General features: G+C 62.1%; 22 protein-coding genes and 3 tRNA genes. 15 read left to right on the top strand and 10 right to left on the bottom strand.

Going from position 1 to position 24,029, the window contains the following annotated elements:
• Nucleotides 1-183 precede the first annotated feature (183 nt).
• From PPL01S_RS02625 to PPL01S_RS02605, 5 genes are all read left to right on the top strand, one after another.
• Nucleotides 184-260 (top strand) — tRNA-Met (locus PPL01S_RS02625).
• Between the two features lie 135 nt (nucleotides 261-395).
• A tRNA-Met gene (locus tag PPL01S_RS02620) sits at nucleotides 396-472 on the top strand.
• A 132-nt stretch (nucleotides 473-604) separates the two neighbouring features.
• Nucleotides 605-681, top strand: a tRNA-Met gene (locus PPL01S_RS02615).
• A 259-nt stretch (nucleotides 682-940) separates the two neighbouring features.
• Nucleotides 941-3,583 carry a bifunctional lysylphosphatidylglycerol flippase/synthetase MprF gene (mprF, locus tag PPL01S_RS02610; RefSeq protein ID WP_016392263.1) on the top strand — a complete coding sequence of 881 codons (2,643 nt, stop codon included), beginning with the start codon at nucleotides 941-943 and terminating at the stop codon, nucleotides 3,581-3,583.
• Nucleotides 3,583-4,875 (top strand): virulence factor family protein, encoded by a 1,293-nt coding sequence (locus PPL01S_RS02605; RefSeq protein WP_016392264.1) that lies wholly within the window; start codon nucleotides 3,583-3,585, stop codon nucleotides 4,873-4,875. The genes mprF and PPL01S_RS02605 overlap by 1 nt, the downstream gene beginning before the upstream one ends.
• A gap of 36 nt (nucleotides 4,876-4,911) precedes the next feature.
• On the opposite strand, the gene PPL01S_RS02600 is transcribed toward PPL01S_RS02605, so the two are convergent.
• On the bottom strand, nucleotides 4,912-6,810 hold the full coding sequence (locus PPL01S_RS02600) for a potassium transporter Kup (RefSeq protein WP_016392265.1): 1,899 nt from the start codon (nucleotides 6,808-6,810) through the stop codon (nucleotides 4,912-4,914).
• Nucleotides 6,811-7,044: 234 nt separating this feature from the next.
• Between PPL01S_RS02600 and rimO the strand changes: the two genes are divergently transcribed.
• The 5 genes from rimO (at nucleotide 7,045) to tsaA (ending at nucleotide 10,961) form a co-directional block, all read left to right on the top strand.
• Complete coding sequence (gene rimO / locus PPL01S_RS02595) at nucleotides 7,045-8,376, top strand: 30S ribosomal protein S12 methylthiotransferase RimO (RefSeq protein ID WP_016392266.1); 1,332 nt, start codon at nucleotides 7,045-7,047, stop codon at nucleotides 8,374-8,376.
• Nucleotides 8,377-8,464: 88 nt separating this feature from the next.
• Complete coding sequence (locus PPL01S_RS02590; RefSeq protein WP_028625245.1) at nucleotides 8,465-8,920, top strand: GNAT family N-acetyltransferase; 456 nt, start codon at nucleotides 8,465-8,467, stop codon at nucleotides 8,918-8,920.
• A 119-nt stretch (nucleotides 8,921-9,039) separates the two neighbouring features.
• Complete coding sequence (locus PPL01S_RS02585) at nucleotides 9,040-9,750, top strand: rRNA pseudouridine synthase (RefSeq protein WP_028625244.1); 711 nt, start codon at nucleotides 9,040-9,042, stop codon at nucleotides 9,748-9,750.
• A gap of 47 nt (nucleotides 9,751-9,797) precedes the next feature.
• Nucleotides 9,798-10,259 carry a YehS family protein gene (locus PPL01S_RS02580; protein ID WP_016392269.1) on the top strand — a complete coding sequence of 154 codons (462 nt, stop codon included), beginning with the start codon at nucleotides 9,798-9,800 and terminating at the stop codon, nucleotides 10,257-10,259.
• 6 nt (nucleotides 10,260-10,265) lie between these two features.
• Nucleotides 10,266-10,961 carry a tRNA (N6-threonylcarbamoyladenosine(37)-N6)-methyltransferase TrmO gene (gene tsaA / locus PPL01S_RS02575; protein ID WP_016392270.1) on the top strand — a complete coding sequence of 232 codons (696 nt, stop codon included), beginning with the start codon at nucleotides 10,266-10,268 and terminating at the stop codon, nucleotides 10,959-10,961.
• A 63-nt stretch (nucleotides 10,962-11,024) separates the two neighbouring features.
• On the opposite strand, the gene fpr is transcribed toward tsaA, so the two are convergent.
• Nucleotides 11,025-11,804: a ferredoxin-NADP reductase gene (gene fpr / locus PPL01S_RS02570; RefSeq protein ID WP_028625243.1), complete on the bottom strand. Its 780-nt coding sequence runs from the start codon at nucleotides 11,802-11,804 to the stop codon at nucleotides 11,025-11,027.
• Between the two features lie 118 nt (nucleotides 11,805-11,922).
• On the opposite strand from fpr, the gene finR reads away from it, so the two are divergent.
• Nucleotides 11,923-12,849 carry a LysR family transcriptional regulator FinR gene (gene finR, locus PPL01S_RS02565; protein ID WP_016392271.1) on the top strand — a complete coding sequence of 309 codons (927 nt, stop codon included), beginning with the start codon at nucleotides 11,923-11,925 and terminating at the stop codon, nucleotides 12,847-12,849.
• Here finR and PPL01S_RS02560 read toward each other — a convergent pair.
• The 3 genes from PPL01S_RS02560 to PPL01S_RS02550 all read right to left on the bottom strand — a co-directional run bounded on the left by PPL01S_RS02560 (nucleotide 12,846) and on the right by PPL01S_RS02550 (nucleotide 14,823).
• Nucleotides 12,846-13,208 carry a diacylglycerol kinase gene (locus PPL01S_RS02560; protein WP_008094698.1) on the bottom strand — a complete coding sequence of 121 codons (363 nt, stop codon included), beginning with the start codon at nucleotides 13,206-13,208 and terminating at the stop codon, nucleotides 12,846-12,848. The genes finR and PPL01S_RS02560 overlap by 4 nt on opposite strands.
• Nucleotides 13,209-13,281: 73 nt before the next feature.
• Entirely contained in the window at nucleotides 13,282-13,932 is a 651-nt protein-coding gene (erdR, locus tag PPL01S_RS02555) for a response regulator transcription factor ErdR (protein WP_016392272.1), read from the bottom strand.
• Between the two features lie 180 nt (nucleotides 13,933-14,112).
• The gene (locus PPL01S_RS02550; protein WP_016392273.1) at nucleotides 14,113-14,823 is read right to left on the bottom strand and encodes a tRNA-uridine aminocarboxypropyltransferase; all 711 of its coding nucleotides are present in this window, start codon (nucleotides 14,821-14,823) and stop codon (nucleotides 14,113-14,115) included.
• 225 nt (nucleotides 14,824-15,048) lie between these two features.
• On the opposite strand from PPL01S_RS02550, the gene PPL01S_RS02545 reads away from it, so the two are divergent.
• Nucleotides 15,049-15,468: a quorum-sensing-regulated virulence factor family protein gene (locus tag PPL01S_RS02545; RefSeq protein ID WP_016392274.1), complete on the top strand. Its 420-nt coding sequence runs from the start codon at nucleotides 15,049-15,051 to the stop codon at nucleotides 15,466-15,468.
• Here the strand turns inward: PPL01S_RS02545 and PPL01S_RS02540 are convergent, their stop codons facing one another.
• Nucleotides 15,469-15,672: a hypothetical protein gene (locus PPL01S_RS02540; RefSeq protein WP_016392275.1), complete on the bottom strand. Its 204-nt coding sequence runs from the start codon at nucleotides 15,670-15,672 to the stop codon at nucleotides 15,469-15,471.
• 302 nt (nucleotides 15,673-15,974) lie between these two features.
• On the opposite strand from PPL01S_RS02540, the gene PPL01S_RS02535 reads away from it, so the two are divergent.
• The gene (locus PPL01S_RS02535; protein ID WP_028625242.1) at nucleotides 15,975-17,093 is read left to right on the top strand and encodes an LOG family protein; all 1,119 of its coding nucleotides are present in this window, start codon (nucleotides 15,975-15,977) and stop codon (nucleotides 17,091-17,093) included.
• Between the two features lie 121 nt (nucleotides 17,094-17,214).
• On the opposite strand, the gene recX is transcribed toward PPL01S_RS02535, so the two are convergent.
• From recX to PPL01S_RS02515, 4 genes are all read right to left on the bottom strand, one after another.
• Complete coding sequence (recX, locus tag PPL01S_RS02530; protein ID WP_016392277.1) at nucleotides 17,215-17,685, bottom strand: recombination regulator RecX; 471 nt, start codon at nucleotides 17,683-17,685, stop codon at nucleotides 17,215-17,217.
• Between the two features lie 22 nt (nucleotides 17,686-17,707).
• Complete coding sequence (gene recA, locus PPL01S_RS02525) at nucleotides 17,708-18,775, bottom strand: recombinase RecA (RefSeq protein WP_016392278.1); 1,068 nt, start codon at nucleotides 18,773-18,775, stop codon at nucleotides 17,708-17,710.
• A gap of 103 nt (nucleotides 18,776-18,878) precedes the next feature.
• Nucleotides 18,879-19,361 (bottom strand): CinA family protein, encoded by a 483-nt coding sequence (locus PPL01S_RS02520; protein WP_016392279.1) that lies wholly within the window; start codon nucleotides 19,359-19,361, stop codon nucleotides 18,879-18,881.
• A 51-nt stretch (nucleotides 19,362-19,412) separates the two neighbouring features.
• On the bottom strand, nucleotides 19,413-20,480 hold the full coding sequence (locus PPL01S_RS02515; RefSeq protein ID WP_016392280.1) for a hypothetical protein: 1,068 nt from the start codon (nucleotides 20,478-20,480) through the stop codon (nucleotides 19,413-19,415).
• Between the two features lie 172 nt (nucleotides 20,481-20,652).
• Here PPL01S_RS02515 and mutS point away from each other — a divergent pair, with 172 nt between their 5' ends.
• Together mutS and fdxA are read left to right on the top strand one after the other, a co-directional pair.
• The gene (mutS, locus tag PPL01S_RS02510; RefSeq protein WP_016392281.1) at nucleotides 20,653-23,226 is read left to right on the top strand and encodes a DNA mismatch repair protein MutS; all 2,574 of its coding nucleotides are present in this window, start codon (nucleotides 20,653-20,655) and stop codon (nucleotides 23,224-23,226) included.
• Between the two features lie 140 nt (nucleotides 23,227-23,366).
• A complete protein-coding gene (gene fdxA / locus PPL01S_RS02505; RefSeq protein WP_016392282.1) occupies nucleotides 23,367-23,690 on the top strand; it encodes a ferredoxin FdxA in 324 nt (107 codons plus the stop codon).
• Nucleotides 23,691-24,029 lie beyond the last annotated feature (339 nt).

The raw sequence follows: 24,029 nt of genomic DNA, 5'->3' as shown, positions 1-24,029 counted from the left end.
ATTCATACAGATAGTAGCGCATGCACCCCCATTGCTCACAGCCTGGCTCGACAATCGGGCTGAAAGCCCCGTCGCGCCTGCGCTGCAGGCCTTGTACAAGCGCTAAGGGTTTGAAGGAAAACAGTTTTTTTGAAGTAAATGCTTGACACAGGGAAGTAAATCCGTAGAATTCGATCTCACAGGCGCGGGATGGAGCAGCCTGGTAGCTCGTCGGGCTCATAACCCGAAGGTCGTCGGTTCAAATCCGGCTCCCGCAACCAGATTCGAGAAAAGGCCACTGTTCACACAGTGGCCTTTTTCTTTTGCCTGAAAATCAATGCAGTGAATTAAATCCAGGCAAATCAATAACTAAGGCTTGACGGTCAGCCGTAGGCCTGTAGAATGCGCCCCACAGACGCGGGATGGAGCAGTCTGGTAGCTCGTCGGGCTCATAACCCGAAGGTCGTCGGTTCAAATCCGGCTCCCGCAACCATATTAAAGATAGGCCACTGTTAACCCAGCGGCCTTTTCTTTTGCCTCGAAAAAGGCATACCGCGGCAATGCCAAACAATTAGCGATAAATGCTTGACGCTCAGCCGTGAAGCTGTAGAATGCGCCCCTCTGACGCGGGATGGAGCAGCCTGGTAGCTCGTCGGGCTCATAACCCGAAGGTCGTCGGTTCAAATCCGGCTCCCGCAACCATATTTGTCAGAACAGACCCCGCCTGCTTAACAGCAGAGCGGGGTTTGTTGCATCTGGTTGCCTGAAAACATTCGCGCTCCCCCCTTTGCCGTCCGCCAACCCGCAGGTTTGAGAGATCGTCCCGAGGATGAACTATCTTTAACCGTGCCGGACGACTGAAAGTCGCGTTGCCCGGAGTAATATCTGGATACGTTTTCCAAAGGGACTTCCACTTGGCCGCACCTTTTCCTTGCCTCGCGCTGCATGCCCGGGGTAACTCATGACCTCCCACAATCCCGACCCCCAGGTTCCCCTGGCTGCCGCGTTGCCCACAGCCGCGCAACACCTCACCTGGCTCGAACGCTTCAGCCGCTATCGCCAGCCTATCGGCCTGGCCGTGACCCTGTTGCTGTTCGCCATGGCACTGATCGCCTGTCGCCACCTGCTGAGCGAACTGGACATCTATGCACTGCACGACGCGATGCTCAGCGTACCGATCCAGTCACTGTTCGGCGCGTTGCTGGCGACAGTCATCGGCTTCGTGATCCTGCTCGGATATGAATGGTCGGCAAGCCGCTATGCCGGTGTGAAACTGCCAGGGCGAACATTGGTGCTCGGTGGCTTCAGCGCGTTCGCCATCGGCAATGCCATCGGACTTTCCATGCTCTCGGGCGGATCGGTGCGCTATCGCCTGTATGCACGCCAAGGTCTGGGGGCCACCGAAGTCGCGCGCATGACGGTGTTTGCCAGCCTGTCCTTGGGTTGTGCGCTGCCACCGCTTGCCGCGCTGGCGACATTGAGCGACCTGCCGGCCGCCGCTGCGGCCTTGCGCCTGCCCTCGGGCCTCCTGGCAGGTATCGCCAGCGCGGTACTGGTGCTGACGGCAGTACTGGCAATGGGTCTGTACCGCCGCCGCCAAGCCGAGCAACCCTTGCCAGACAACCTGCTGGTGCAACTTGGCCGACGCACCTTGCGCCTGCCCGGCGCCCGCCTGGCGGCCCTGCAGTTGCTGATTACCGCCCTGGACGTCGCGGCCGCAGCCACCGTGCTTTACCTGTTGCTGCCGCAGGCGCCGCCTTTCGGCGCGTTCGTGCTGGTTTACCTGCTGGCCCTGGCAGCCGGCGTGCTCAGCCATGTACCCGGCGGCGTCGGGGTGTTCGAGGCGATCCTGCTGGCGGCCTTCGCCGACCAGCTGGGCGCCGCGCCACTGGCTGCTGCCTTGCTGCTGTATCGCCTGATCTACGTGGTGCTGCCGCTGCTCCTGGCATGTGCCCTGCTGCTGGCCAACGAAGCGCGCCGTCTGCTTTTCGCCCAACAGGCGATCAAGGCCGCGTCCGGGCTGGCGGCGCCGATCCTGGCCATCCTGGTGTTCCTGTCTGGCGTGGTACTGCTGTTCTCCGGCGCCACCCCCGAGATCGACACTCGTCTGGAACACATGGGCTTTCTGGTACCCCACCGGCTGATCGATGCTTCGCACTTCGGTGCAAGCCTGATCGGCGTGCTGTGCCTGCTGCTGGCGCAGGGCCTGCGCCGTCGCCTGTCCGCGGCCTGGATCCTGACGACCGTGCTGCTGCTGGTGGGCGCCCTGCTCTCGCTGCTCAAGGGCTTCGACTGGGAGGAGGCGTGCCTGCTGACCGCCACCGCCGCGCTGCTGGCATTGTTCCGTCGCTCGTTCTACCGCCCGAGCCGCCTGCTGGAACTGCCGTTCTCGCCCATTTACCTGGTGGCCAGCGCCTGCGTGGTCGGCGCCTCGGTATGGTTGCTGCTGTTCGCCTACCAGGATGTGCCCTACAGCCACCAGCTGTGGTGGCAGTTCACCCTGGATGCCGACGCCCCGCGCGGACTGCGTGCGGCCATGGGCAGCGCCGTGCTGCTGGTGATCGTCGCCCTGACCTGGTTGCTGCGTACTGCCCGCCCGACCATTCACCTGCCCGACGCCGACGAACTGCAGCGCGCCAACCGAATCCTGCTGGCGTCCGACCAGCCCGACGGCGGGCTGGCCCTGACCGGCGACAAGGCCTTGCTGTTCCACCCCAGCGACAATGCCTTCCTCATGTACGCCCGCCGCGGCCGCAGCCTGGTGGCGCTCTACGACCCGATCGGCCCGGCCCAGGAGCGCGCCGAAATGATCTGGCAGTTCCGCGACCTGTGCGACCTGCACCACGCCCGCCCGGTGTTCTACCAGGTACGCGCGGAGAACCTGCCGTTCTACATGGACATCGGCCTGACCGCGCTCAAGCTCGGCGAGGAAGCGCGGGTCGACCTGCGCCGCTTCGACATCGAAGCCAAGGGCAAGGAGATGAAAGACCTGCGCTACACCTGGAACCGGGGCGGGCGCGACGGCCTGAGCCTGGAGATCCACGAACCCGGTCAGGCACCGCTGGCCGAGCTCAAGGAAATCTCCGACGCGTGGCTCGGCGGCAAGAACGTGCGCGAGAAAGGCTTCTCGCTGGGACGCTTCAGCCCTGAATACCTGCAGCATTTCCGTATCGCCCTGATCCGCTTCCAGGGCCGACCGGTGGCATTTGCCAACTTGCTGGAAACCCACGGCAACGAACTGGCCAGCCTCGACCTGATGCGCGCGCACCCCGAGGCGCCGAAGCTGACCATGGAATTCATGATGGTCGGCCTGATCCTTCATTACAAAAGCCATGACTACGGCCGTTTCAGCCTGGGCATGGTCCCGCTTTCAGGGCTGCAGCCGCGGCGTGGCGCCCCCCTGACCCAACGCCTCGGCTCGATGGTGTTTCGTCGCGGCGAACAGCTCTACAACTTCCAGGGCCTGCGGCGCTTCAAGGACAAGTTCCAGCCGGACTGGGAACCTCGTTACATGGCCGTGCCGGCCGGGCTCGACCCGCTGGTGGCACTGGCTGACACTGCCGCGCTGATCGCTGGCGGCCTGACTGGTTTGGTGAAACGTTGATGATCCGACGCTATTGGCTGTACGTACTGATTCCCCTGCTCGCGGCTGCCCTGGTCGGCGCTGCGGCCTTCTGGCTGTGGGCCCGCCCCGCCCCGCAGGCGCGCCTGGAGCAATTGACCCTGAATGACGCCAGCATCACCCGCGTGACCCCAGGCGTGCATGCCAAGGCCCGGGTCGCCATCGGCGTCCCCCAGGACCAGGCATTGAGCGACAAGCAACTGCTGGACCTGAGCCAGGCCGGCGAAGCACAGCTGGTTCAGGTGATCCTGCCACCGGGCGACTGCGGCAAGCAGCAGCAGGCCATGGACCAGGCACTGACTCAGCTCTCCGACAAACCGACCCTGGTCGCCGGCATCGGCCCAGGTGCAGCCCAGGCCTGGCGCTGGCTGGCAACCCAGAGCGATGACAAGGCCAGGGCCATCTCGGTCGACTTCAGTGTCGAGCAGCCCGGCTGCGCCGCCGAACTACCGAAATCCGCCGCGCACGGCCACTGGAACGTGGCCTGGAACGACAATCCGGATGACGCCAGTGCCGCCTTCGTGCGTGACCAGGCCAATGCCGAAACCAGCATCAGCGACTACGACATTCACTTGCCACAGGTGCTCAAGGCGCAGCTGACCCAGGCGCTGGTGGGCCGCGATGGCAACGCCCTGGCCATTCCGGTGGTCGAGGTGCCTGCCGGACAGACCACCGACACTGTCACCCTGTTCCTTTCCGGCGATGGTGGCTGGCGCGACCTGGACCGCGACGTGGCCGGCGAGATGGCCAAGCTTGGCTATCCAGTAGTGGGCATCGACACCCTGCGCTACTACTGGCAGCACAAGACGCCCGAGCAAAGCGCCGCCGACTTGTCCGAACTGATGCAGCACTACCGGCAGAAATGGGGCACCAAGCGCTTCGTGCTGACGGGTTATTCGTTTGGCGCCGACGTCCTGCCCGCGATCTACAATCGCCTGCCTGCCGAAGACCAGCAGCGCATCGATGCGGTGGTGCTGCTGGCCTTCGCCCGCAGCGGCAGCTTCGAGATCGAAGTGGAAGGCTGGTTGGGCAAGGAAGGCCAGGAAGCGCCGACCGGACCGGAAATGGCCAAGTTGCCGGCGTCCAAGGTGGTATGCGTGTACGGCGTGGAAGAGACCGACGAGAGCGGTTGCACCGACAGGACGGCCGTGGGCGAGCGCATGAAGCTGCCGGGTGGGCATCACTTCGACGAAAACTACCCGCAGCTGGCCAAGCGCTTGATCGATGAGATCGAGACGCGCCAGGGAAAATCCAGCGTCGCTGACAAGAATTGAGGTGAATCAAGGGGCGCTGCGCGCCCCAGGCCTGACTCAGATCTCGACCTGCGTCCCCAGCTCGATCACCCGATTGAGCGGCAGGTTGAAGAAGCGCAGGTTGCCGTTGGCATTCTTCAGCAGGAACGCGAACAGGTTGCCGCGCCAACGCGACATCCCCTCCAGACGCGACGCGATCACGGTTTCCCGGCTCAGGAAATAGGTGGTGCGCATCGGGCTGAAATCCAGCTCCTCCAGGTGGCACAGCTTCAGCGCCGCCGGTACATCCGGTTCGTCGACGAAACCAAAGTGCAGCAGCACCCGGAAGAAGCCGTCGCCATAGGCCTCCACCTCGAAACGCTCCTGCTCCGGCACCCGCGGCCGATCTTCGGTGACCACTGTCAGCAACACGACCTGGCTATGCAGCACCTGGTTGTGCAACATGTTGTGCAACAGCGCATGGGGCACGGCGTCGGGGCGCGCAGTGAGGAACACGGCAGTGCCTTCGACCCGGTGTGGCGGCTGCACGCGAATGCTGCTGATGAACACCGGCAGCGGCAATCCGCCTTCGTCGATGCGGTCGACCAGGATCTGCTTGCCACGCTTCCAGGTACTCATCAGCAGGAACAGCACGCCCCCTGCCAGCACCGGGAAGGCGCCGCCCTGGACGATCTTCGGTACGTTGGCGGCAAAGAACAGCCCGTCGACGAACAGGAAGCCCAGCAAGATCGGCACCGCCACTATCGGCGGCCACTTCCACAACAGCAGCATCACCGAAGACACCAGAATCGTGGTCATCAGCATGGTGCCGGTTACCGCCACGCCATAGGCCGCGGCCAGGGCGCCGGACGACTCGAAACCGATCACCAGCAGTACCACCGCGACCATCAACGTCCAGTTCACCGCACCGATGTAGATCTGCCCCTGCTCGTCGCTGGAGGTGTGCTGGATCTGCATGCGCGGGATGTAACCGAGCTGGATGGCCTGGCGGGTCAGGGAGAACGCTCCCGAAATCACCGCCTGCGAGGCAATCACCGTGGCCATGGTCGCCAGGCCTACCAGCGGCAGCAAGGCCCAGCCCGGCGCCAGCAGGTAGAACGGGTTGCGTGCGGCATCAGGGTTCTGCAGCAGGATCGCACCCTGGCCGAAGTAGTTCAGCACCAAGGCCGGCAGCACCAGGGCGAACCAGGCGCGGGCGATCGGCTTGCGGCCGAAATGGCCCATGTCGGCGTACAGCGCCTCGGCACCGGTCAGCGCCAGCACCACTGCGCCAAGAATGGCCACGCCCATGCCGGGGTGGACCACGAAGAAGTTGACCGCCCAACCCGGGTTGAATGCCTTGAGCACTTCCGGGCTCTGCGAGATACCGTGCACCCCCAACGCCCCCAGCACCACGAACCAGACAACCATGATCGGGCCGAACAGCTTGCCGATCTTCTCCGTGCCATGCTTTTGCACCAGGAACAGCGCCACCAGCACCACCAGCGAGATCGGCACCACCCAATGGTCGATGCCATCGAACGCCAGGCCCATGCCTTCCACCGCCGACAACACCGACACGGCCGGCGTGATCATGCTGTCGCCGTAGAACAGCGAGGCGCCGATCAACCCGCAGATGACCATCAGCGCGCGCAGCCGCGGGTAGGCAGCCGTGGCCCGCCGCGCCAGCGCGATCAGGGCCATGGTGCCGCCTTCACCCTGGTTGTCGGCGCGCAGGATGAACATCACGTACTTGAACGACACCACCCACAGCAGCGACCAGAGGATCAGCGACAGGATCCCCAGCACGCCATCGTGGTTGACCGGCACCCCATAACCGCCGGTAAAGACTTCCTTGAGGGTATACAACGGGCTGGTACCGATATCCCCATAGACCACCCCAACAGCTGCCACCAGCAGGCTGATCGAGCGTGTCGCCCCGTGCCCACCCTCGGCGTGACTGCTTGCTTGAACCATCGACCACTCCCGCGAACGGCCCCAACGGCCGATAGAAACCCACCCCACGCCAAGGCATCACAGCTGCCTCGACGCAACGGCGCGAAGCATAGCGCAGCGTTCGTCGCTTTTGTGCTGGTCAAGCGACCTTGCGCTCGCTAGAATTGCGCACTTTTTGATCAGAGGCGCCCACAGCGCCCGTCAGGACCGCCCTGCCACCGGCCGGGCGATCTGCATTCAATACCGAGGTTAGTCATGTCCACCACTCCCGCCACCCCTAAGGTCGGATTCGTCAGCCTGGGCTGCCCGAAGGCTTTGGTCGATTCCGAGCGCATCCTTACCCAGCTGCGCATGGAAGGCTATGAAGTCGTGCCCACCTACGAAGACGCCGATGTGGTGGTGGTCAACACCTGCGGCTTCATCGACAGCGCCAAGGCCGAATCGCTGGAAGTGATCGGCGAAGCGATCAAGGAAAACGGCAAGGTCATCGTCACCGGCTGCATGGGTGTCGAAGAAGGCAACATCCGCGACGTGCACCCGAGCGTGCTGTCGGTCAGCGGCCCGCAGCAGTACGAGCAGGTGGTCAACGCCGTGCATGAAGTGGTGCCGCCCCGCCAGGACCACAACCCGCTGATCGACCTGGTGCCGCCGCAAGGCGTCAAGCTGACCCCGCGCCACTATGCCTACCTGAAGATTTCCGAAGGCTGCAACCACAGCTGCAGCTTCTGCATCATCCCGTCGATGCGCGGCAAGCTGGTCAGCCGCCCGGTCGGCGAAGTGCTGAGCGAAGCCGAGCGCCTGGTCAAGGCAGGCGTCAAGGAGATCCTGGTGATTTCCCAGGACACCAGCGCCTACGGCGTCGACGTCAAGTACAAGACCGACTTCTGGAACGGTCGCCCGGTCAAGACCCGCATGCTCGAGCTGTGCGAAGCGCTGAGCAGCCTGGGAGCCTGGGTACGCCTGCACTACGTGTACCCGTACCCGAACGTCGACGATGTGATCCCGCTGATGGCGGCTGGCAAGATCCTGCCTTACCTGGACATCCCGTTCCAGCACGCCAGTCCCAAGGTCCTGAAGTCGATGAAACGCCCGGCCTTCGAAGATCGCACCCTGGCGCGCATCAAGAGCTGGCGCGAGCAGTGCCCTGAGCTGGTGATCCGCTCGACCTTCATCGTCGGCTTCCCGGGCGAGACCGAAGAAGACTTCCAGTACCTGCTGGACTGGCTGACCGAAGCCCAGCTCGACCGTGTCGGCTGCTTCCAGTACTCGCCTGTCGAGGGTGCGCCAGCCAACGACCTGGGCCTGGACGAAGTGCCGGACGACGTCAAGCAGGAGCGCTGGGACCGCTTCATGGCCCACCAGCAGGCCATCAGCGCCGCGCGCCTGCAACTGCGCATCGGCAAGGAAATCGAAGTGCTGATCGACGAAGTCGAGGAGCAGGGCTCGGTGGGCCGCAGCTTCTTCGACGCTCCCGAGATCGACGGCAGCGTGTTCATCGATGGCAACCATGGCTTCAAGCCAGGTGACAAAGTCCGTTGCCGAGTGGTCGATGCCGACGAATACGACATGTGGGCCGAGCCTGTCTGAGGCTTGCGCACATGACCAAGCCCCGCCTGTTGGCGGGGCTTTTCTTTGCATCTATCTTTTCTCAAGGAGCCACAGAGGATTGATCGGCATGCATTCGGCACTGACGCTGCAAACCCCGCACCTGAACGATTACCCGGAGCTGGTTCAGGTCTGGGAAGACTCGGTACGCGCGACCCACGATTTCATGCCCGATGCCTACATACTGCTGTTGCGTGATCAGGTGCTGCGCCGGTACCTCGACGCCGTGATGCTCATCTGCTGCAAGGATCGCCAGCGCATCTGCGGCTTCGCCGGCGTCGCCAACGGGCGTGTCGACATGCTGTTCGTCGCCCCGGCCTATCGTGGCCGCGGCGTTGGCAAGCGGCTGTTGCGCTACGCCATCGCCGAACTGAATGCCGAAACCCTGGACGTCAACGAGCAGAACCCACAGGCCTTGGGCTTCTACCTGCACGAAGGCTTCGAAGTGATTGGCCGCTCGGAAACCGACGGCCTGGGGCAGCCTTATCCCCTGCTCCACATGAAGCTGATTCGTGCCACCTCCTAGGATTGCGCCTTAGGAAGCCGTGCCATGTTTGCGAAATGGCGCATTTGACACAGATTCCCATCATCAACCGGCCATGGGCAGGTACAATGTAGGTCTTTCCCTGCCTTGCGAACCGCCCCATGTCCGAACCCATCCGCCTGTCCAAACGCCTCATCGAGCAACTCGGCTGCTCCCGCCGCGAGGCCGAGCTGTATATCGAAGGGGGCTGGGTCACGGTTGATGGCATCGTCGTCGAGCAACCGCAGTTCAAGGTGGACAACCAGCGCATCGAACTGTTGCCCGGCGCCAAGGCCGAAACCCTTGAGCCTGTGACCTTGCTGCTCAACCAGCAGGCCGGGGTCGACAGCGAAACGGCCCGCGCCGGCATCACCCTTGACACCCTCAGCGAATTCCACCGCGAAGGCGTGCGACCGCTGCATGGGCACTTTGCCCGCCTGTCCTGCGTGGCACCACTGGAACGCGGAGCCAGCGGCCTGCAGGTATTCACCCAGGACTGGCGGGTAACCCGCAAGATCGAGGCCGACCTGCGCAAGCTGGAGCAGGAATACATCATCGAAGTCCGTGGCGAAACCACGCCGCAAGCGTTGGAAAGGCTGGCGCGCGGAGCAACCCGCAATGACCGGGAGCTGCCCAAGGCCAAGGCCAGCTGGCAGAACGAAACTCACCTGCGTCTGGCCTTGAAGAACCCGCAACCCGGGCAGATCTCCGAGCTGTGCGCCTACCTGCGCCTGGAGGTGCGCAGCATGCGCCGTATCCGCCTGGGTGGCGTGCCGATGGGCAAGCTGCCCTTGGGGCAATGGCGCTACCTGGCCGGCACCGAACGTTTTTAAGCAATACGCCGCGCCCAGGCGCGGCTTCTGAACAGGATTCTGCAGCAATGAACCACAACGATGTCCTGCGCAGCTTGCGCTACATGCTCAAGGTGAACGACGCCAAGATGGCCGAAATCATCGCGCTGTCCGGCCTCGAGGTAAATCCGGTGGTGCTCGCCACCTACCTGAAGAAAGAAGACGAGGCAGGCTTTGTGCGCTGCCCAGAGCGGGTCATGGCGCACTTTCTCGACGGCCTGGTGATCCACCGCCGCGGCAAGGACGACAGCCGTACGCCGCAACCGGTCGAGCTGCCGGTGACCAACAACACCATCCTCAAAAAACTGCGGGTGGCCTTCGAGCTCAAGGAAGAAGACCTTCACGCGATCCTCAAGACGGTCAATTTCCCGGTGTCCAAGCCTGAACTCAGCGCACTGTTCCGCAAGGTCGGCCATGACAACTACCGTCCGTGCGGCGACCAGTTGCTGCGCAACTTCCTCAAGGGCCTGACCCTGCGCGTGCGCGGCTGAGTGACCATGCAGCATACGGTTACGCCCGTTGGCATCGTGCATTCCTGTTTCAAGGAAAAGTTCGCCATCCCGCGCCAGCCGCAGCTGGCACCCGCGGCGCGCGGGGTACTGGAGCTGCTGCCGCCATTCGACCAGGGTGATGCGGTGGAAGGCCTCGAGCAGGTCAGCCACGTCTGGTTGCTGTTTCTGTTTCATCAGGCTCTGGAAGACAAGCCACGCCTGAAAGTGCGCCCACCGCGCCTGGGTGGCAACAAGAGCATGGGGGTGTTCGCGACCCGGGCGACCCACCGGCCGAACGGCATCGGTCAGTCGGTAGTGCGGCTGGAAGGTGTGGAACCAGGCCGGCTGCTGCTGTCCGGGATCGACCTGCTCGACGGCACGCCAGTCATCGATATCAAGCCTTATGTGCCCTATGCCGACAGCATCCCGGAAGCCCGCAACCTGATGGCCAGTGCGGCGCCACAGGCAATTGCCGTGCAATGGAGCGACAGCGCCCTGTCGCAGGCCAAGGCACACGCATTGCGCCTTGGCGAGCCGCTGGTGGAGCTGATCGATCAGTGCCTGGCCCAGGACCCCCGACCGGCCTACCAGGTACCAGCGCCGGAGCGGGTTTATGGGGTGAAGTTCTGGGATGTACAGGTCAGGTGGCAGTACCCCCAGGCCGGCACGATTCGCGTACTGGAAGTAACGCTCGACAGCTGAAGCCGGGATTCAGGCAATAAAAAACGCAGGCCGAGGCCTGCGTTTTTTATTGCCGCGTTCGCCCTACTTCTCGACGAATGCGCGCTCGATCAGGTAGTCACCTGGTTCGCGCATACGCGCCGAGATCTTCAGGCCGAAGCTGTCGAGCACTTCGCTGGTCTCGTCGAGCATGCTCGGGCTACCGCAGATCATCGCACGGTCGTTCTGCGGATTGATCGGCGGCAGGCCGATATCGCTGAACAGCTTGCCGCTGCGCATCAGGTCGGTCAGCCGGCCCTGGTTCTCGAACGGCTCACGGGTGACGGTCGGGTAGTAGATCAGCTTGTCGCGTACCGCCTCACCGAAGAACTCGTTCTGCGGCAGGTGCTCGGTAATGAACTCGCGGTAGGCCACTTCGTTCACGTAGCGCACGCCGTGCACCAGGATCACCTTCTCGAAACGCTCGTAGGTTTCCGGGTCCTGGATGACGCTCATGAACGGCGCCAGGCCAGTGCCGGTGCTCAGCAGGTACAGGTGCTTGCCCGGGTTCAGGTCATCGAGCACCAGGGTGCCGGTAGGCTTCTTGCTGATGATGATCTCGTCGCCTTCCTTCAGGTGCTGCAGCTGCGAGGTCAGCGGACCGTCCGGTACCTTGATGCTGAAGAATTCCAGGTGCTCTTCCCAGTTTGGCGACGCGATGGAATAGGCGCGCATGAGCGGACGGCCATTGTCCTGTTGCAGGCCGATCATCACGAACTGACCGTTCTCGAAGCGCAAGCCCGGATCGCGGGTGCACTTGAAGCTGAACAGGGTGTCATTCCAGTGATGCACACTGAGGACACGTTCGTGGTTCATGTTGCTCATCTATGGGGCTCCTGAAGAAAAACGCAGCGCGCAAGACGCGCAGTTGCGCGATAGTTTAGGGGCAGCCACAATATCTGTTAACTGAATTATCAAGATATGTGTTATCGGTTATATCGATATGCGATTTACACTTCGTCAGCTTCAAGTCTTCGTTGCCGTGGCCCAGCATCAAAGCGTCTCGAGGGCCGCCAGTGTGCTGGCGCTGTCACAATCGGCAGCCAGTACCTCGATCACCGAACTCGAGCGGCAATCGAGCTGCCAATTGTTCGACCGTGCCGGCAAGCGCCTGGCCCTCAATGCGCTCGGCCATCAGCTGCTGCCCCAGGCAGTGGCATTGCTCGACCAGGCCAAGGAAATCGAAGACTTGCTCAACGGCAAGACGGGTTTCGGCTCACTGGCGGTCGGCGCCACCCTGACCATTGGCAATTACCTGGCCACCCTGTTGATCGGCAGCTTCATGAAAGTGCACCCGGAAAGCCAAGTGAAGCTGCATGTACAGAACACCGCACATATCGTGCATCAGGTCGCGCAGTACGAAATTGATCTGGGTCTAATCGAAGGTGACTGCAACCACCCGGACCTTGAGGTACAACCCTGGGTCGAAGACGAGCTGGTGGTGTTCTGTGCGCCACAGCACCCGCTGGCCAAGCTGGGACGTGCCGACGTCGAAAGCCTGTCCCATGAAGCCTGGATCTTGCGCGAGCAAGGCTCAGGGACGCGCCTGACCTTCGACCAGGCCATGCGCCACCATCGCGCCAACCTGAACATTCGCCTGGAGCTGGAACACACCGAAGCGATCAAGCGGGCCGTGGAGTCGGGGCTAGGCATCAGCTGCATCTCGCGCATGGCCCTGCGAGACGCGTTCCGCAGAGGCAGCCTGGTGCCCGTGGAAACGCCGGAGCTGGACTTGATGCGCCAGTTCTATTTCATCTGGCACAAACAGAAATACCAGACCACGGCCATGCGAGAGTTTCTGGAGCTGTGCCGCAACTTCACCGCAGGCTTTACCCGAAGTGACGAAATCGTGTTGCCGCCAATCGCTTAAAGCAGGATCACGCCCCAGACCAGCGCGACCATGGTCAGCGCCACCAGCTGCGCGGCACTGCCCATGTCCTTGGCGTTTTTCGACAACGGGTGGCGCTCCAGCGAGATGCGGTCGATGGCCGCCTCCACCGCAGAGTTGAACAGCTCGACGATCAAGCCGAGCAGGCACACCGCGATCATGATTGCCCGCTCGGCACGGCTGACCGGCAACCAGAATGCAATCGGAATCAGCAGGACATTGAGCAGTACCAGCTGGCGGAAGGCGGCTTCACCCTTGAAGGCGGCGCGCAAGCCGTCCAGCGAGTAGCCGGCGGCGTTGAAGATGCGTTTCAGGCCGGTCTGGCCTTTGAATGGCGACATGGGTCTCACTTCACAGATAAAAGGCCAGAAGACTAGTCCGGCAAGGGTCAAAAAAGCGTGAAGGCGCAGGCTGTCAGTTGCTCGCAACCGATTCAAGTTGTTGCAGCAGCAACGCCGCCTGTGTCCGGGTACGTACGCCAAGCTTGCGGAAGATCGCGGTCACATGGGCCTTGATGGTCGCTTCCGACACATTCAGCTCGTAGGCGATCTGCTTGTTCAACAAGCCTTCGCAGACCATGGTCAGCACGCGGAACTGTTGAGGCGTGAGGCTGGCCAGACCCTCGCTGGCGGCTTTGGCCTCAGCGGAAACATCGACTTTCTCGAAGGCCTGGGGTGGCCACCAGACGTCACCGTCGAGCACTTTGCGCACTGCGTCCTGGATGACTTCGAGGCCGCTGGACTTGGGAATGAAACCACTGGCACCGAATTCTCGAGACTTGACCACCACCGCAGCCTCCTCCTGCGCCGAAACCATCACCACCGGGATCTGCGGATACTGGCCGCGCAACAGGACCAGTCCGGAGAAGCCATAGGCACCCGGCATGTTCAGGTCCAGCAGCACCAGGTCCCAATCGGACTTTTCGCTCAGGCGGGTTTCAAGCTCGGCGATGCTCGCCACCTCGACCAGACGCACATCCGCGCCCAGGCCGAGGGTGACAGCCTGGCGCAGCGCGCTACGAAACAGCGGGTGGTCATCGGCTATCAGGATTTCGTAAGTGGCCATCGATCTATGGATCCTGTTCTGTGCCAGGCGCATACGGGAGAGTGATCGCGCCTGGCGGGGAATCGGCGCCAAGGATGCCGAGCACGGCCGGGGGTGGTCAAGCCATTCGCCCTGCCGTCTCGCCCACCCTGGCTGCCAGCTCCGTCATTATGAATCAAACCGGGGCATCTGCCCCTTGGACTATAGGAAGGTATGCAAGCGCTGGTGAATGTCATCCTGATCATCCAGCGGCAGACGGCGCTTGCCACTGAGGTAATGCAGGCTGAACACATCCAGGTAGGCATCCAGGGCCTGGGAGGCCTGGCTGTCGCCGGCCAGGTCCAGGCACATCGCAGCCACTTCCGCCGTACAGAAATGATCGTCGCGCTTGGAGCGACGCAGGCGATAGCGGGACATCTGCTCGGCCTGCAGGCTCAGCACCGGAAAACGATCCAGATACGGGCTCTTGCGAAACATCTTGCGCGCTTCGGTCCAGGTTGCATCGAGCAGGATGAACAATGGGCGCTTGCCTGGCTGGCGTTGAACATCATTGACCACTCGCTCCTGGGCCACGAATTCACCAGGGAAGACGATGTAGGGCTGCCATCGAGGATCGTCGAGCAACGCCAGCAGACCTTCGTCCACCGTGGTGCGCAACCAGCCAAAGGCGGAGGTGTCTTCGATCAGGTCGGCGATCAGCCAGCCGGTATTGGTCGGCTTCAGCGGCTCGGTGTCATGCATCAGCAGGCAAACACCTGAGTCTGCCTGGACCCGGGGCTTCCAGGCACACAGGCAATGGCTCGCGATGACCCTGCAGGCAGGGCACCGCTCAGCTCTTGAACCGCGGGCGATGAACGGTTTGTTGCTGCGCGCCAGGCGTTCGGCACGCAAGCGCGCTACCGCATGGCTCATACTGACAAGCCTCTGCGAAGAATCTGACTGAACACTGGGAAAACTCGGATTGAACAAAGCGCCAGTCTACCAGAGCGGGCGTCATTTGCCGTGCAGCAGGACAGGGTGGCCCTTATAATCCCGTGCTTTGGCAGACAGACATTTGCCTGCAGCGCTGCGCGCTTTTCATGGAACGCCAGCCCTCAGCGCGTGTCGAAGCGCCAGTCATCGAACCAGGAGAGATTCATGCTGCGTCTTATCGTCCCGACCCTGAGCCTGTTGCTCGCACTGCCACTCGCCGCCCAGGCAGCATCAAAGCAGGAGTTCGAGTTGAACAAGGTGCTGCAGAAAGTCGCCAAGGAAAGCAGCGTCGGCACGCCACGCGCCATCAATGAAGACATTCTCGACCAAGGCTACACCGTCGAAGGCAAGGCACTGATCAACCACCTGAGCGTGCGTGCGGAGCACGCGGCGCGGATGCAGGAAAACCCGGGCCAGGTTCGCAGCCAGCTGGGTGACAGCGTATGCCGTAACAGTGGCTTCCGTAACCTGATGTCCAAAGGCGCCGTGATGGTCTACCGCTTCACCGTCTACAAAACCAACCAACCGGTCATGGACCAGGCGTTCGATGCTGCCAGCTGCACGGCCGGCAACAAGAAGAAGTGATCAGGTAACCTGCACACCTTCTGCGCGCTGCGGCTCTTCGTCAGCGCGCATTTCCGCCAGCAGCGCCTGCAGATAGCGAGACTGGCACTCCAGGGTAGCCAACCTGCGGCGACACTCCTCCTCCAGGCTCACATGATGATCCTGGGCGGCATTTTCCAGTTGCTCATAGAGCTCGCGCTCCACCTCGATGACCAGGCGATGCATAGGGTCACCTCCTGTATCAATAACGTTTCGCTTCTTCAGTTAACCAAACTCGCGCCGCCGATGGCCAAGCTCCGACGAATGGCCCGCAGATCCTTTGCTGCACGAAGTGGCGCGAAGGTCTAGATTGATAGAGAAGACCGAAAAAACAACAAGATGGACTGACACCCTGCATCACGGCCTGAAGGCCAACTGCAACGCTCGGGATGCATACTCGAGCCAGCGCAGCCAGCGACACACGCAGTGTCGCGGCCGAGCCCTGCCATCGGCTCGGTCAGAGGTTTTGCTGCAGAAGGAGACGTTGAATGCCTTACCAACCGAATGAGCATCTGTTCAATCACTTCAGGGACAGCGGCATCGACCTGAACAAGATCGACGAACAACTGCAATTGGTCGCGCCCGACAGCCCCAACCTTGCGCTGTACCGTGACATGATGCTGACCGTCTTGCGCATGGCTCATGATGACAGTGACCGTTGGAGCGCCAAGATCACCTTGCAGGCACTTCGCGAACTGGACCATTCTTTCCGCACCTTGCAACGCTACAAGGGACGGCGCAAAGTCACCGTTTTCGGCTCGGCGCGCACCCCACTGGAACATCCGATGTATGCATTGGCGCGCGAGCTTGGAGCTACCCTGGCCCGCTCCGATCTGATGGTCATCACCGGCGCCGGTGGCGGCATCATGGCCGCAGCCCACGAAGGCGCTGGCAGCGACCACAGCCTCGGTTTCAACATCACCCTGCCCTTCGAACAGCATGCCAACCCGACGGTCGACGGGACCGACAAGCTGCTGCCCTTCCACTTCTTTTTCATTCGCAAGCTGTTCTTCGTCAAGGAGGCCGATGGGCTGGTGCTCTGCCCAGGCGGTTTCGGTACCCTCGATGAAGCATTGGAAGTGCTGACGCTGATCCAGACCGGCAAGAGTCCACTGGTGCCCGTAGTACTCCTGGACTCACCGGGTGGCACGTTCTGGCGAGACTGCCTGGACTTCATCAGCCGCCAATTGCAGGAAAACCGCTACATCCTGCCCAGCGACCTGAAGCTGTTGCGCCTGGTGTACAGTGCCGACGAAGCCGTGGAAGAGATCAACCAGTTCTACAGCAACTACCACTCCAGCCGCTGGCTGAAGAACCAGTTCGTGATTCGCATGCACCACCGGCTCAGCGATGCCGCACTGTCTGAAATTCAGGAAGCCTTCGCCGATCTGCGCCTGAGTGGCAAATATCACCAGCAGGCAGACAGTGGCGCGGAGCATGAAGTGGGTAACTTCAGCCATCTCACTCGCCTGACCTTTGCCTTCAATGGCCGTGATCAAGGACGCCTGCGTGAGCTGATCGACTTCATCAATCTGCCGGAGAACTGGGCAAAGCCACAGCCAATGCATACCACGCAGCGGGCACGGGAGGCGTTGAAGGTGAGTTGAGGTACACCGGTGCAGGAGCGGCCTTGTGTCGCGAAAGGGCCGCGTAGCGGCCCCAGGGTTTCAGCGTTGGTGCTGATAGTTTGGGGCCGCTGCGCAGCCCTTTCGCGACACAAGACAGCTCCTACAGGTCATACAAGTCACGGCCGCTGAGCAGGCGGCCGATCATGTCCATGGGAAATCCACGGTACGCGAGGAATCGGGTCTGCTGGCCACGGCTGCGGGGATCATGCGGGTGCTGGCCGGCGAACTTGCGCTGCCAGACCTCCTGTAACCGCTCCGCCCAGTCCACGCCACTGTCGCGCAGTGCCTGGTCGATATCGCCACGGTTCAGGCCACGCTGGCCCAGCTCCTCGCGAATGCGCGCGGGGCCATAGCCGGCATTGGAACGGTATCGAATGAAACTCTCGAGATAGCGGGCTTCACTGAGCAGCCCCTCTTCGGCGAGCCGATCGAGCTCAGGCTCGATCAGTTCATCCGTAGCGCCTCGCTGACGCAGTTTGCGCGTCAGCTCTACGCGACCGTGCTCGCGGCGCGCGAGCAGGTCCATGGCTGTCCGCCGGACGGCGACGGGGGTGTCGAGTACGACGGACATACAGGTGCTCTACAAACGCTGATCAATAACCGGCGTCGGCATCAGCCATGTCGTCGGCATCGGCTTCGACAGCAGCGGCCTTGCCTTCGGCAGCAACAACACCCGAGGTGAGCAGCTTCTCGCGGATCTGCTTCTCGATCTCGCTACCAATAGCCGGGTTCTCATGCAGGTACTTGGCGGCGTTGGCTTTGCCCTGGCCAATCTTGTTGCCCTGATAGCTGTACCAGGCACCGGATTTCTCCACCAGCCCCTGAGAAACACCCAGGTCAATGATTTCGCCGTTACGGTAGATACCCTTGCCGTAAAGGATCTGGAATTCGGCCTGGCGGAACGGTGGCGAGACCTTGTTCTTGACGATCTTGACGCGGGTTTCGCTGCCGACCACTTCGTCGCCTTCCTTGACCGCGCCGGTACGACGAATGTCCAGGCGCACCGAGGCGTAGAACTTCAGGGCGTTACCACCGGTGGTGGTTTCCGGGCTGCCGAACATCACGCCGATCTTCATACGGATCTGGTTGATGAAGATGACCAGGCAGTTGGCGTTCTTGATGTTACCGGTGATCTTGCGCAGCGCCTGGGACATCAGGCGGGCCTGCAGGCCGACGTGCATGTCGCCCATCTCGCCTTCGATTTCGGCCTTCGGCACCAGCGCGGCCACGGAGTCGACGATGATCACGTCAACCGCGTTGGAGCGCACCAGCATGTCGGTGATTTCCAGGGCCTGTTCACCGGTGTCCGGCTGCGAGACCAGCAGGTCGTCGACATTGACGCCCAGCTTGCCGGCGTATTCAGGGTCGAGTGCGTGCTCGGCGTCGACGAAGGCGCAGGTGGCGCCGTTTTTCTGGGCTTCGGCGATGACCGACAGAGTCAGGGTGGTCTTGCCCGACGACTCCGGACCGTAGATCTCGACGATACGGCCTTTTGGCAGGCCACCGATGCCGAGCGCGATGTCCAGGCCCAGCGAGCCGGTGGAGATAGCCGGGATACCCTGACGCTCGTGGTCGCCCATGCGCATGACAGCGCCTTTGCCGAATTGGCGTTCGATCTGACCCAGGGCCGCAGCCAAGGCGCGCTTCTTGTTGTCGTCCATTGAAATCCTCACGTGTTCGACTTGGCCCTGACGGCCGGAATACCTGTATAAGTAGCCAGTATTATTCCACAGGCAAGCGTTTGAGCAAACCCCTGTCGTCGAATTACTCCGCACCAAGCTGTAACAAGCCGTCTAGCGCGGCGATCACCGTCTGTCGGCGCACGCTTTCGCGATCACCGTCGAAGTGGCGACGCTCACTGAACACACGATCGCCGTCGGCCCAGGCAAGCCACACGGTGCCTACCGGTTTGGCGGCCGATCCACCGTCGGGGCCAGCGATGCCGCTGACGGCCACCGCAAAACGCGCACCGCTGGCGGCCCGGGCACCACGAACCATGGCCTCGACCACTTCCTGGCTGACAGCGCCGACTTGGGTGAACAGCGCCTGTGGCACGTTCAACTGCCGGGTTTTCTGGCTATTGGAGTAAGTGACGTAACCGGCCTCGAACCAGGCCGAACTGCCGGACACACGCGTGATTGCCTCGGCGATGCCGCCGCCGGTGCAGGATTCGGCGGTGGTCACCTGGGCATTGAAGCGGCGCAGGTGCTCGCCCAGGCGGGTGGAAAGAACAGTGATCGGGTCCATGACAGGCTCCAGGCAGAAACTGTCAAATACCCTATCAGGAGCCGGAAGGCATTACCCGACTTTCAGACTTTCCCGAGCGATTGCGCTGAACGCCCGTTCGTCCTGGCGCCCCAGCCGCGGCAATCCGTCGGGCCATTCGCTTGACCAATCGAGCGCGTCGAGTTGACGCATGTCCTCGATGGCCGAGCGCCACCAGATTGCCTTGCAGGCGCGTTGATACTCGTTGCCGCCGATGGCGCTGCCATACAACATCTTGCGACCGACGCCGCGCAATTCGGGCGGTACGCGCTTGAGCTGCCATTTCGCCGCAAGCCGTCCCAGCCAGTTAGGCACTGCCCGCTGCATCGGCACCTTGAGCGCTTGCTGACACATGCGCGGCTCAAAGCGGTCGCCACAGCGCCGGAAGAAAATTTCCAGAATGGCGTGGATGTACTGCTTCGTCGCGAAGTAATGGCTGATCACGCCACGCGCTTGATTGATAGGCGTGCCGTGCAATTCGAACGAGAAGGCAATCTGTTCGATGGTGTGCAGGGACGATGCGTGCACGGTCCAGGCGTCGATGCGCTCAATGGCCCGCTTGGCAATCGCGGCGTTTTCGCGGGCAAAGCCCAAGACACCACTGTTGCAAAGCTTCAGGTCGTTGGCCGGCGCATCGCCGGACAACGCCAGGCTTCGGGTAAAGCCTGCATAGTAGGCACTCTGCGATGCCTCGGCCCAGCTCATCTCGACTTCATCCACAAGGAAATGCTCAGCGTCCACCTGCCGGAAAAGCTTGTTCGGTGCTTCTAGGAATACTGTGTCGGTATCGATGAAGACGGTCTTCTCGGCCCAACCGGAGGCATGGGCGATGGCACAGGCCTTGCGCCGATGGATATAGCCGCCAGTGCCAGTCCACTCTTCGAGCAACTGCGCATCCAGCGCCACCACTTCTACGGGCCACCCCTCGAAAGCTTGCGGTTGATCGGTCAGCACCCGGATCACGGGCAACTCGCCCGGCTTGCTGCGGGCTATCGCGGTAAGAATGCTGAACTTGGCTTCAAGCTGATAGATGCGGCGCTGGCCATAAAGTAGGTAGATCAGTTGCTGCTTAACGAAGGGAATGCTGCTTGGCACGTTCATTACACATCTGCTGGAGCGGGCTCGCCGAGGGGCAGCATTGTACTGGAGGACCTGATGCATCACCACAGATGCCCGCCGCACGGCGCTGTGCCGGCGCCTGCATCTGTGTGAAAAAGCCTGTACCATTGCCGGTTTCAAAATTGCCAACCAGATGACCGCTGTAAGGCCCTGAATGTCTGATCTTTCCGCACACACACCAATGATGCAGCAGTACTGGAAGCTGAAGAACCAGCACCCGGACCAGCTGATGTTCTACCGCATGGGCGACTTCTACGAAATCTTCTACGAAGATGCGAAAAAAGCCGCAAAACTGCTGGATATCACCCTGACCGCGCGCGGTCAGTCGGCCGGCCAGTCGATTCCCATGTGCGGAATTCCATTCCATTCGCTCGAGGGCTACCTGGCCAAGCTGGTCAAGCTTGGCGAGTCGGTGGTGATCTGCGAACAGATTGGCGACCCTGCCACCAGCAAAGGCCCGGTCGAACGCCAGGTGGTGCGAATCATCACGCCTGGCACGGTCAGTGACGAGGCGCTGCTGGACGAACGCCGCGACAATCTGATCGCCGCGCTGCTGGGCGACGAGCGCCTGTTCGGCCTGGCGGTGCTGGACATCACCAGCGGCAACTTCAGCGTTCAGGAGATCAAGGGCTGGGAGAACCTGCTGGCCGAGCTCGAACGCCTCAACCCGGTCGAGCTGCTGATTCCCGATGACTGGCCTCGCGACCTGCCCGCCGAGAAACGGCCGGGCGCACGTCGGCGCGCGCCCTGGGACTTCGACCGCGACTCGGCGCGCAAAGCCCTGTGCCAGCAATTCGCGACCAAGGACCTCAAAGGCTTCGGCTGCGACAAGCTGACCCTGGCCATCGGTGCTGCCGGCTGTCTGCTGACCTACGCCAAGGAAACCCAGCGCACCGCCCTGCCCCACCTGCGCAGCCTGCGTCACGAACGTCTCGATGACACGGTGATCCTCGACGGCGCCAGCCGCCGCAACCTGGAGCTGGACATCAACCTGGCGGGCGGCCGGGACAACACCTTGCAGTCGGTACTCGATCGCTGCCAGACCGCCATGGCCAGTCGCCTGCTGACGCGCTGGCTGAACCGCCCGCTGCGCGACCTCAAGGTGCTGCAGGCACGCCAGGATTCGATCCGTTGCCTGCTCGATGGCTACCGCTTCGAGAAACTGCAGCCGCAGCTCAAGGAAATCGGCGACATCGAGCGGATCCTTGCCCGTATCGGCCTGCGCAATGCCCGCCCGCGTGACCTGGCGCGCCTGCGCGATGCCCTCGGTGCCCTGCCTGAGCTGCAGAACGCCATGGCCGAGCTCGAGGCCCCGCACCTGGCCCGCCTGGCTGCCATCACCGGCACCTACCCCGAGCTGGCCAGCCTGCTGGCGCGGGCGGTCATCGACAACCCGCCGGCGGTGATTCGCGATGGCGGCGTGCTCAAGGCCGGCTACGACAACGAGCTGGACGACTTGCTGGCGATCAGCGAGAACGCCGGCCAGTTCCTGATCGACCTGGAAGCGCGCGAGAAGGCCCGCACCGGCCTTGCCAACCTGAAGGTCGGCTACAACCGTGTGCACGGCTACTTCATCGAGCTGCCCACCAAGCAGGCCGAACAGGCGCCAGGCGACTACATTCGGCGGCAGACGCTCAAGGGTGCCGAGCGCTTCATCACCCCTGAACTCAAAGCGTTCGAGGACAAGGCCCTGTCGGCCAAAAGCCGCGCCCTTGCCCGCGAAAAGATGCTCTATGACGCGCTGCTGGAAACCCTCATCAGCCACCTCGCACCGCTGCAGGACAGCGCCGCGGCGCTGGCTGAACTGGATGTGCTGAGCAACCTTGCCGAGCGTGCGCTGAACCTCGACCTGAACTGCCCACGCTTCGTCGACGAGCCCTGCCTGCGCATCGACCAGGGCCGCCACCCGGTCGTCGAGCAGGTACTGACCACGCCGTTCGTGGCCAACGACCTGAGCCTGGACAACAGCACGCGGATGCTGATCATCACCGGCCCGAACATGGGCGGTAAATCCACTTATATGCGCCAGACCGCACTGATCGTGCTGATGGCCCATATCGGCAGCTTCGTACCGGCCGCCAGCTGCGAGCTGTCGCTGGTCGACCGCATCTTCACCCGCATCGGCTCCAGCGACGACCTGGCGGGCGGGCGCTCGACCTTCATGGTCGAAATGAGCGAAACCGCCAACATCCTGCACAACGCCACCGACCGCAGCCTGGTGCTGATGGACGAAGTCGGCCGGGGCACCAGTACCTTCGATGGCCTGTCGCTGGCCTGGGCTGCAGCCGAGCGCCTGGCGCAATTACGCGCCTACACCTTGTTCGCCACCCATTACTTCGAGCTCACCGTTCTGCCGGACAACGAACCCCTGGTGGCCAACGTGCACCTCAACGCTACGGAGCACAACGAGCGCATCGTATTCCTGCACCATGTCCTGCCTGGCCCGGCCAGCCAGAGCTACGGTCTGGCAGTGGCGCAACTGGCAGGCGTACCATCGCCGGTGATCCAGCGCGCGCGTGAGCACCTGGGCCGCCTGGAAACCAGCAGCCTGCCGCATGAACTGCCAGTCGCCAGAAAAGCCAAGGGCGAGACGCAAGCACCGCACCAGAGCGACCTGTTCGCCAGTCTGCCTCACCCGGCCATCGAGAAGCTGGGCAAGCTGGACCTGGACGACATGACCCCGCGTCAAGCTATCGAAACGCTATATCAACTAAAAAACCTGTTATAACGGCGCCCACAACAAGCTGGTAGAATCCGCCGCGGTTTGCTGGTGCTGCAGGTTATTAGCCTGGCCTGCAGCCATGTACCCGTAAACCGCGCGGCCCTGAGAGGAAGGGCCGCCGCCGTCGCCTGAGGAGAAAACTAGAAATGACCTTCGTCGTCACCGACAACTGCATCAAATGCAAATACACCGACTGCGTGGAAGTCTGTCCGGTGGACTGCTTCTACGAAGGCCCGAACTTCCTGGTGATTCACCCGGACGAGTGCATCGACTGTGCACTGTGCGAGCCTGAGTGCCCGGCCCAGGCGATTTTCTCGGAAGACGAAGTGCCTGCAGGCATGGAAAACTTCATCGAGCTCAACGCCGAGCTGGCGGAGATCTGGCCGAACATCACCGAACGCAAGGATGCCCTGCCTGACGCTGAAGAGTGGGATGGCAAGCCAGGCAAGATTGCCGATCTGGAGCGCTGATAGCTCCAGGTACGAAAAAGGCCCGCAATGGGCCTTTTTTCATTTTTCGCAGGCAAAAAAAGGGGCGGTTTGACCCGCCCACATTTTTTCCGTAGTCCCTGCTTGTCCCAGACATCATCCTGATGAATCGCGTCTTGCGATGTCCTTGGCCTTCGTCCTGAAAGCCTGTGCATGTCCGTGTGCACAGTTCGAATACTAATGACTTCCGCAGAGCAGGCAACCGCGATACCTCACAGGAAATTACAAGGGACACATTTCCACATATCTATAAATTTCATTATTTTCAATAAGTTGCGAATTTCAAGGATATGAAAACGACAATGATTTACTGCTATTTGC

The organism is Pseudomonas plecoglossicida NBRC 103162 = DSM 15088 (assembly GCF_000730665.1).
Taxonomy (GTDB): domain Bacteria; phylum Pseudomonadota; class Gammaproteobacteria; order Pseudomonadales; family Pseudomonadaceae; genus Aquipseudomonas; species Aquipseudomonas plecoglossicida.
This window is presented reverse-complemented; position numbering and strand designations above follow the sequence as displayed.

What these genes read in the sequence shown, in the direction of transcription:
- mprF (WP_016392263.1), top strand. Translation starts at nt 941, where the DNA reads ATGACCTCCCACAATCCCGACCCCCAGGTTCCCCTGGCTGCCGCGTTG.
- PPL01S_RS02605 (WP_016392264.1), top strand. Translation starts at nt 3,583, where the DNA reads ATGATCCGACGCTATTGGCTGTACGTACTGATTCCCCTGCTCGCGGCT.
- PPL01S_RS02600 (WP_016392265.1), bottom strand. Translation starts at nt 6,810, where the DNA reads ATGGTTCAAGCAAGCAGTCACGCCGAGGGTGGGCACGGGGCGACACGC.
- rimO (WP_016392266.1), top strand. Translation starts at nt 7,045, where the DNA reads ATGTCCACCACTCCCGCCACCCCTAAGGTCGGATTCGTCAGCCTGGGC.
- PPL01S_RS02590 (WP_028625245.1), top strand. Translation starts at nt 8,465, where the DNA reads ATGCATTCGGCACTGACGCTGCAAACCCCGCACCTGAACGATTACCCG.
- PPL01S_RS02585 (WP_028625244.1), top strand. Translation starts at nt 9,040, where the DNA reads ATGTCCGAACCCATCCGCCTGTCCAAACGCCTCATCGAGCAACTCGGC.
- PPL01S_RS02580 (WP_016392269.1), top strand. Translation starts at nt 9,798, where the DNA reads ATGAACCACAACGATGTCCTGCGCAGCTTGCGCTACATGCTCAAGGTG.
- tsaA (WP_016392270.1), top strand. Translation starts at nt 10,266, where the DNA reads ATGCAGCATACGGTTACGCCCGTTGGCATCGTGCATTCCTGTTTCAAG.
- fpr (WP_028625243.1), bottom strand. Translation starts at nt 11,804, where the DNA reads ATGAGCAACATGAACCACGAACGTGTCCTCAGTGTGCATCACTGGAAT.
- finR (WP_016392271.1), top strand. Translation starts at nt 11,923, where the DNA reads ATGCGATTTACACTTCGTCAGCTTCAAGTCTTCGTTGCCGTGGCCCAG.
- PPL01S_RS02560 (WP_008094698.1), bottom strand. Translation starts at nt 13,208, where the DNA reads ATGTCGCCATTCAAAGGCCAGACCGGCCTGAAACGCATCTTCAACGCC.
- erdR (WP_016392272.1), bottom strand. Translation starts at nt 13,932, where the DNA reads ATGGCCACTTACGAAATCCTGATAGCCGATGACCACCCGCTGTTTCGT.
- PPL01S_RS02550 (WP_016392273.1), bottom strand. Translation starts at nt 14,823, where the DNA reads ATGAGCCATGCGGTAGCGCGCTTGCGTGCCGAACGCCTGGCGCGCAGC.
- PPL01S_RS02545 (WP_016392274.1), top strand. Translation starts at nt 15,049, where the DNA reads ATGCTGCGTCTTATCGTCCCGACCCTGAGCCTGTTGCTCGCACTGCCA.
- PPL01S_RS02540 (WP_016392275.1), bottom strand. Translation starts at nt 15,672, where the DNA reads ATGCATCGCCTGGTCATCGAGGTGGAGCGCGAGCTCTATGAGCAACTG.
- PPL01S_RS02535 (WP_028625242.1), top strand. Translation starts at nt 15,975, where the DNA reads ATGCCTTACCAACCGAATGAGCATCTGTTCAATCACTTCAGGGACAGC.
- recX (WP_016392277.1), bottom strand. Translation starts at nt 17,685, where the DNA reads ATGTCCGTCGTACTCGACACCCCCGTCGCCGTCCGGCGGACAGCCATG.
- recA (WP_016392278.1), bottom strand. Translation starts at nt 18,775, where the DNA reads ATGGACGACAACAAGAAGCGCGCCTTGGCTGCGGCCCTGGGTCAGATC.
- PPL01S_RS02520 (WP_016392279.1), bottom strand. Translation starts at nt 19,361, where the DNA reads ATGGACCCGATCACTGTTCTTTCCACCCGCCTGGGCGAGCACCTGCGC.
- PPL01S_RS02515 (WP_016392280.1), bottom strand. Translation starts at nt 20,480, where the DNA reads ATGAACGTGCCAAGCAGCATTCCCTTCGTTAAGCAGCAACTGATCTAC.
- mutS (WP_016392281.1), top strand. Translation starts at nt 20,653, where the DNA reads ATGTCTGATCTTTCCGCACACACACCAATGATGCAGCAGTACTGGAAG.
- fdxA (WP_016392282.1), top strand. Translation starts at nt 23,367, where the DNA reads ATGACCTTCGTCGTCACCGACAACTGCATCAAATGCAAATACACCGAC.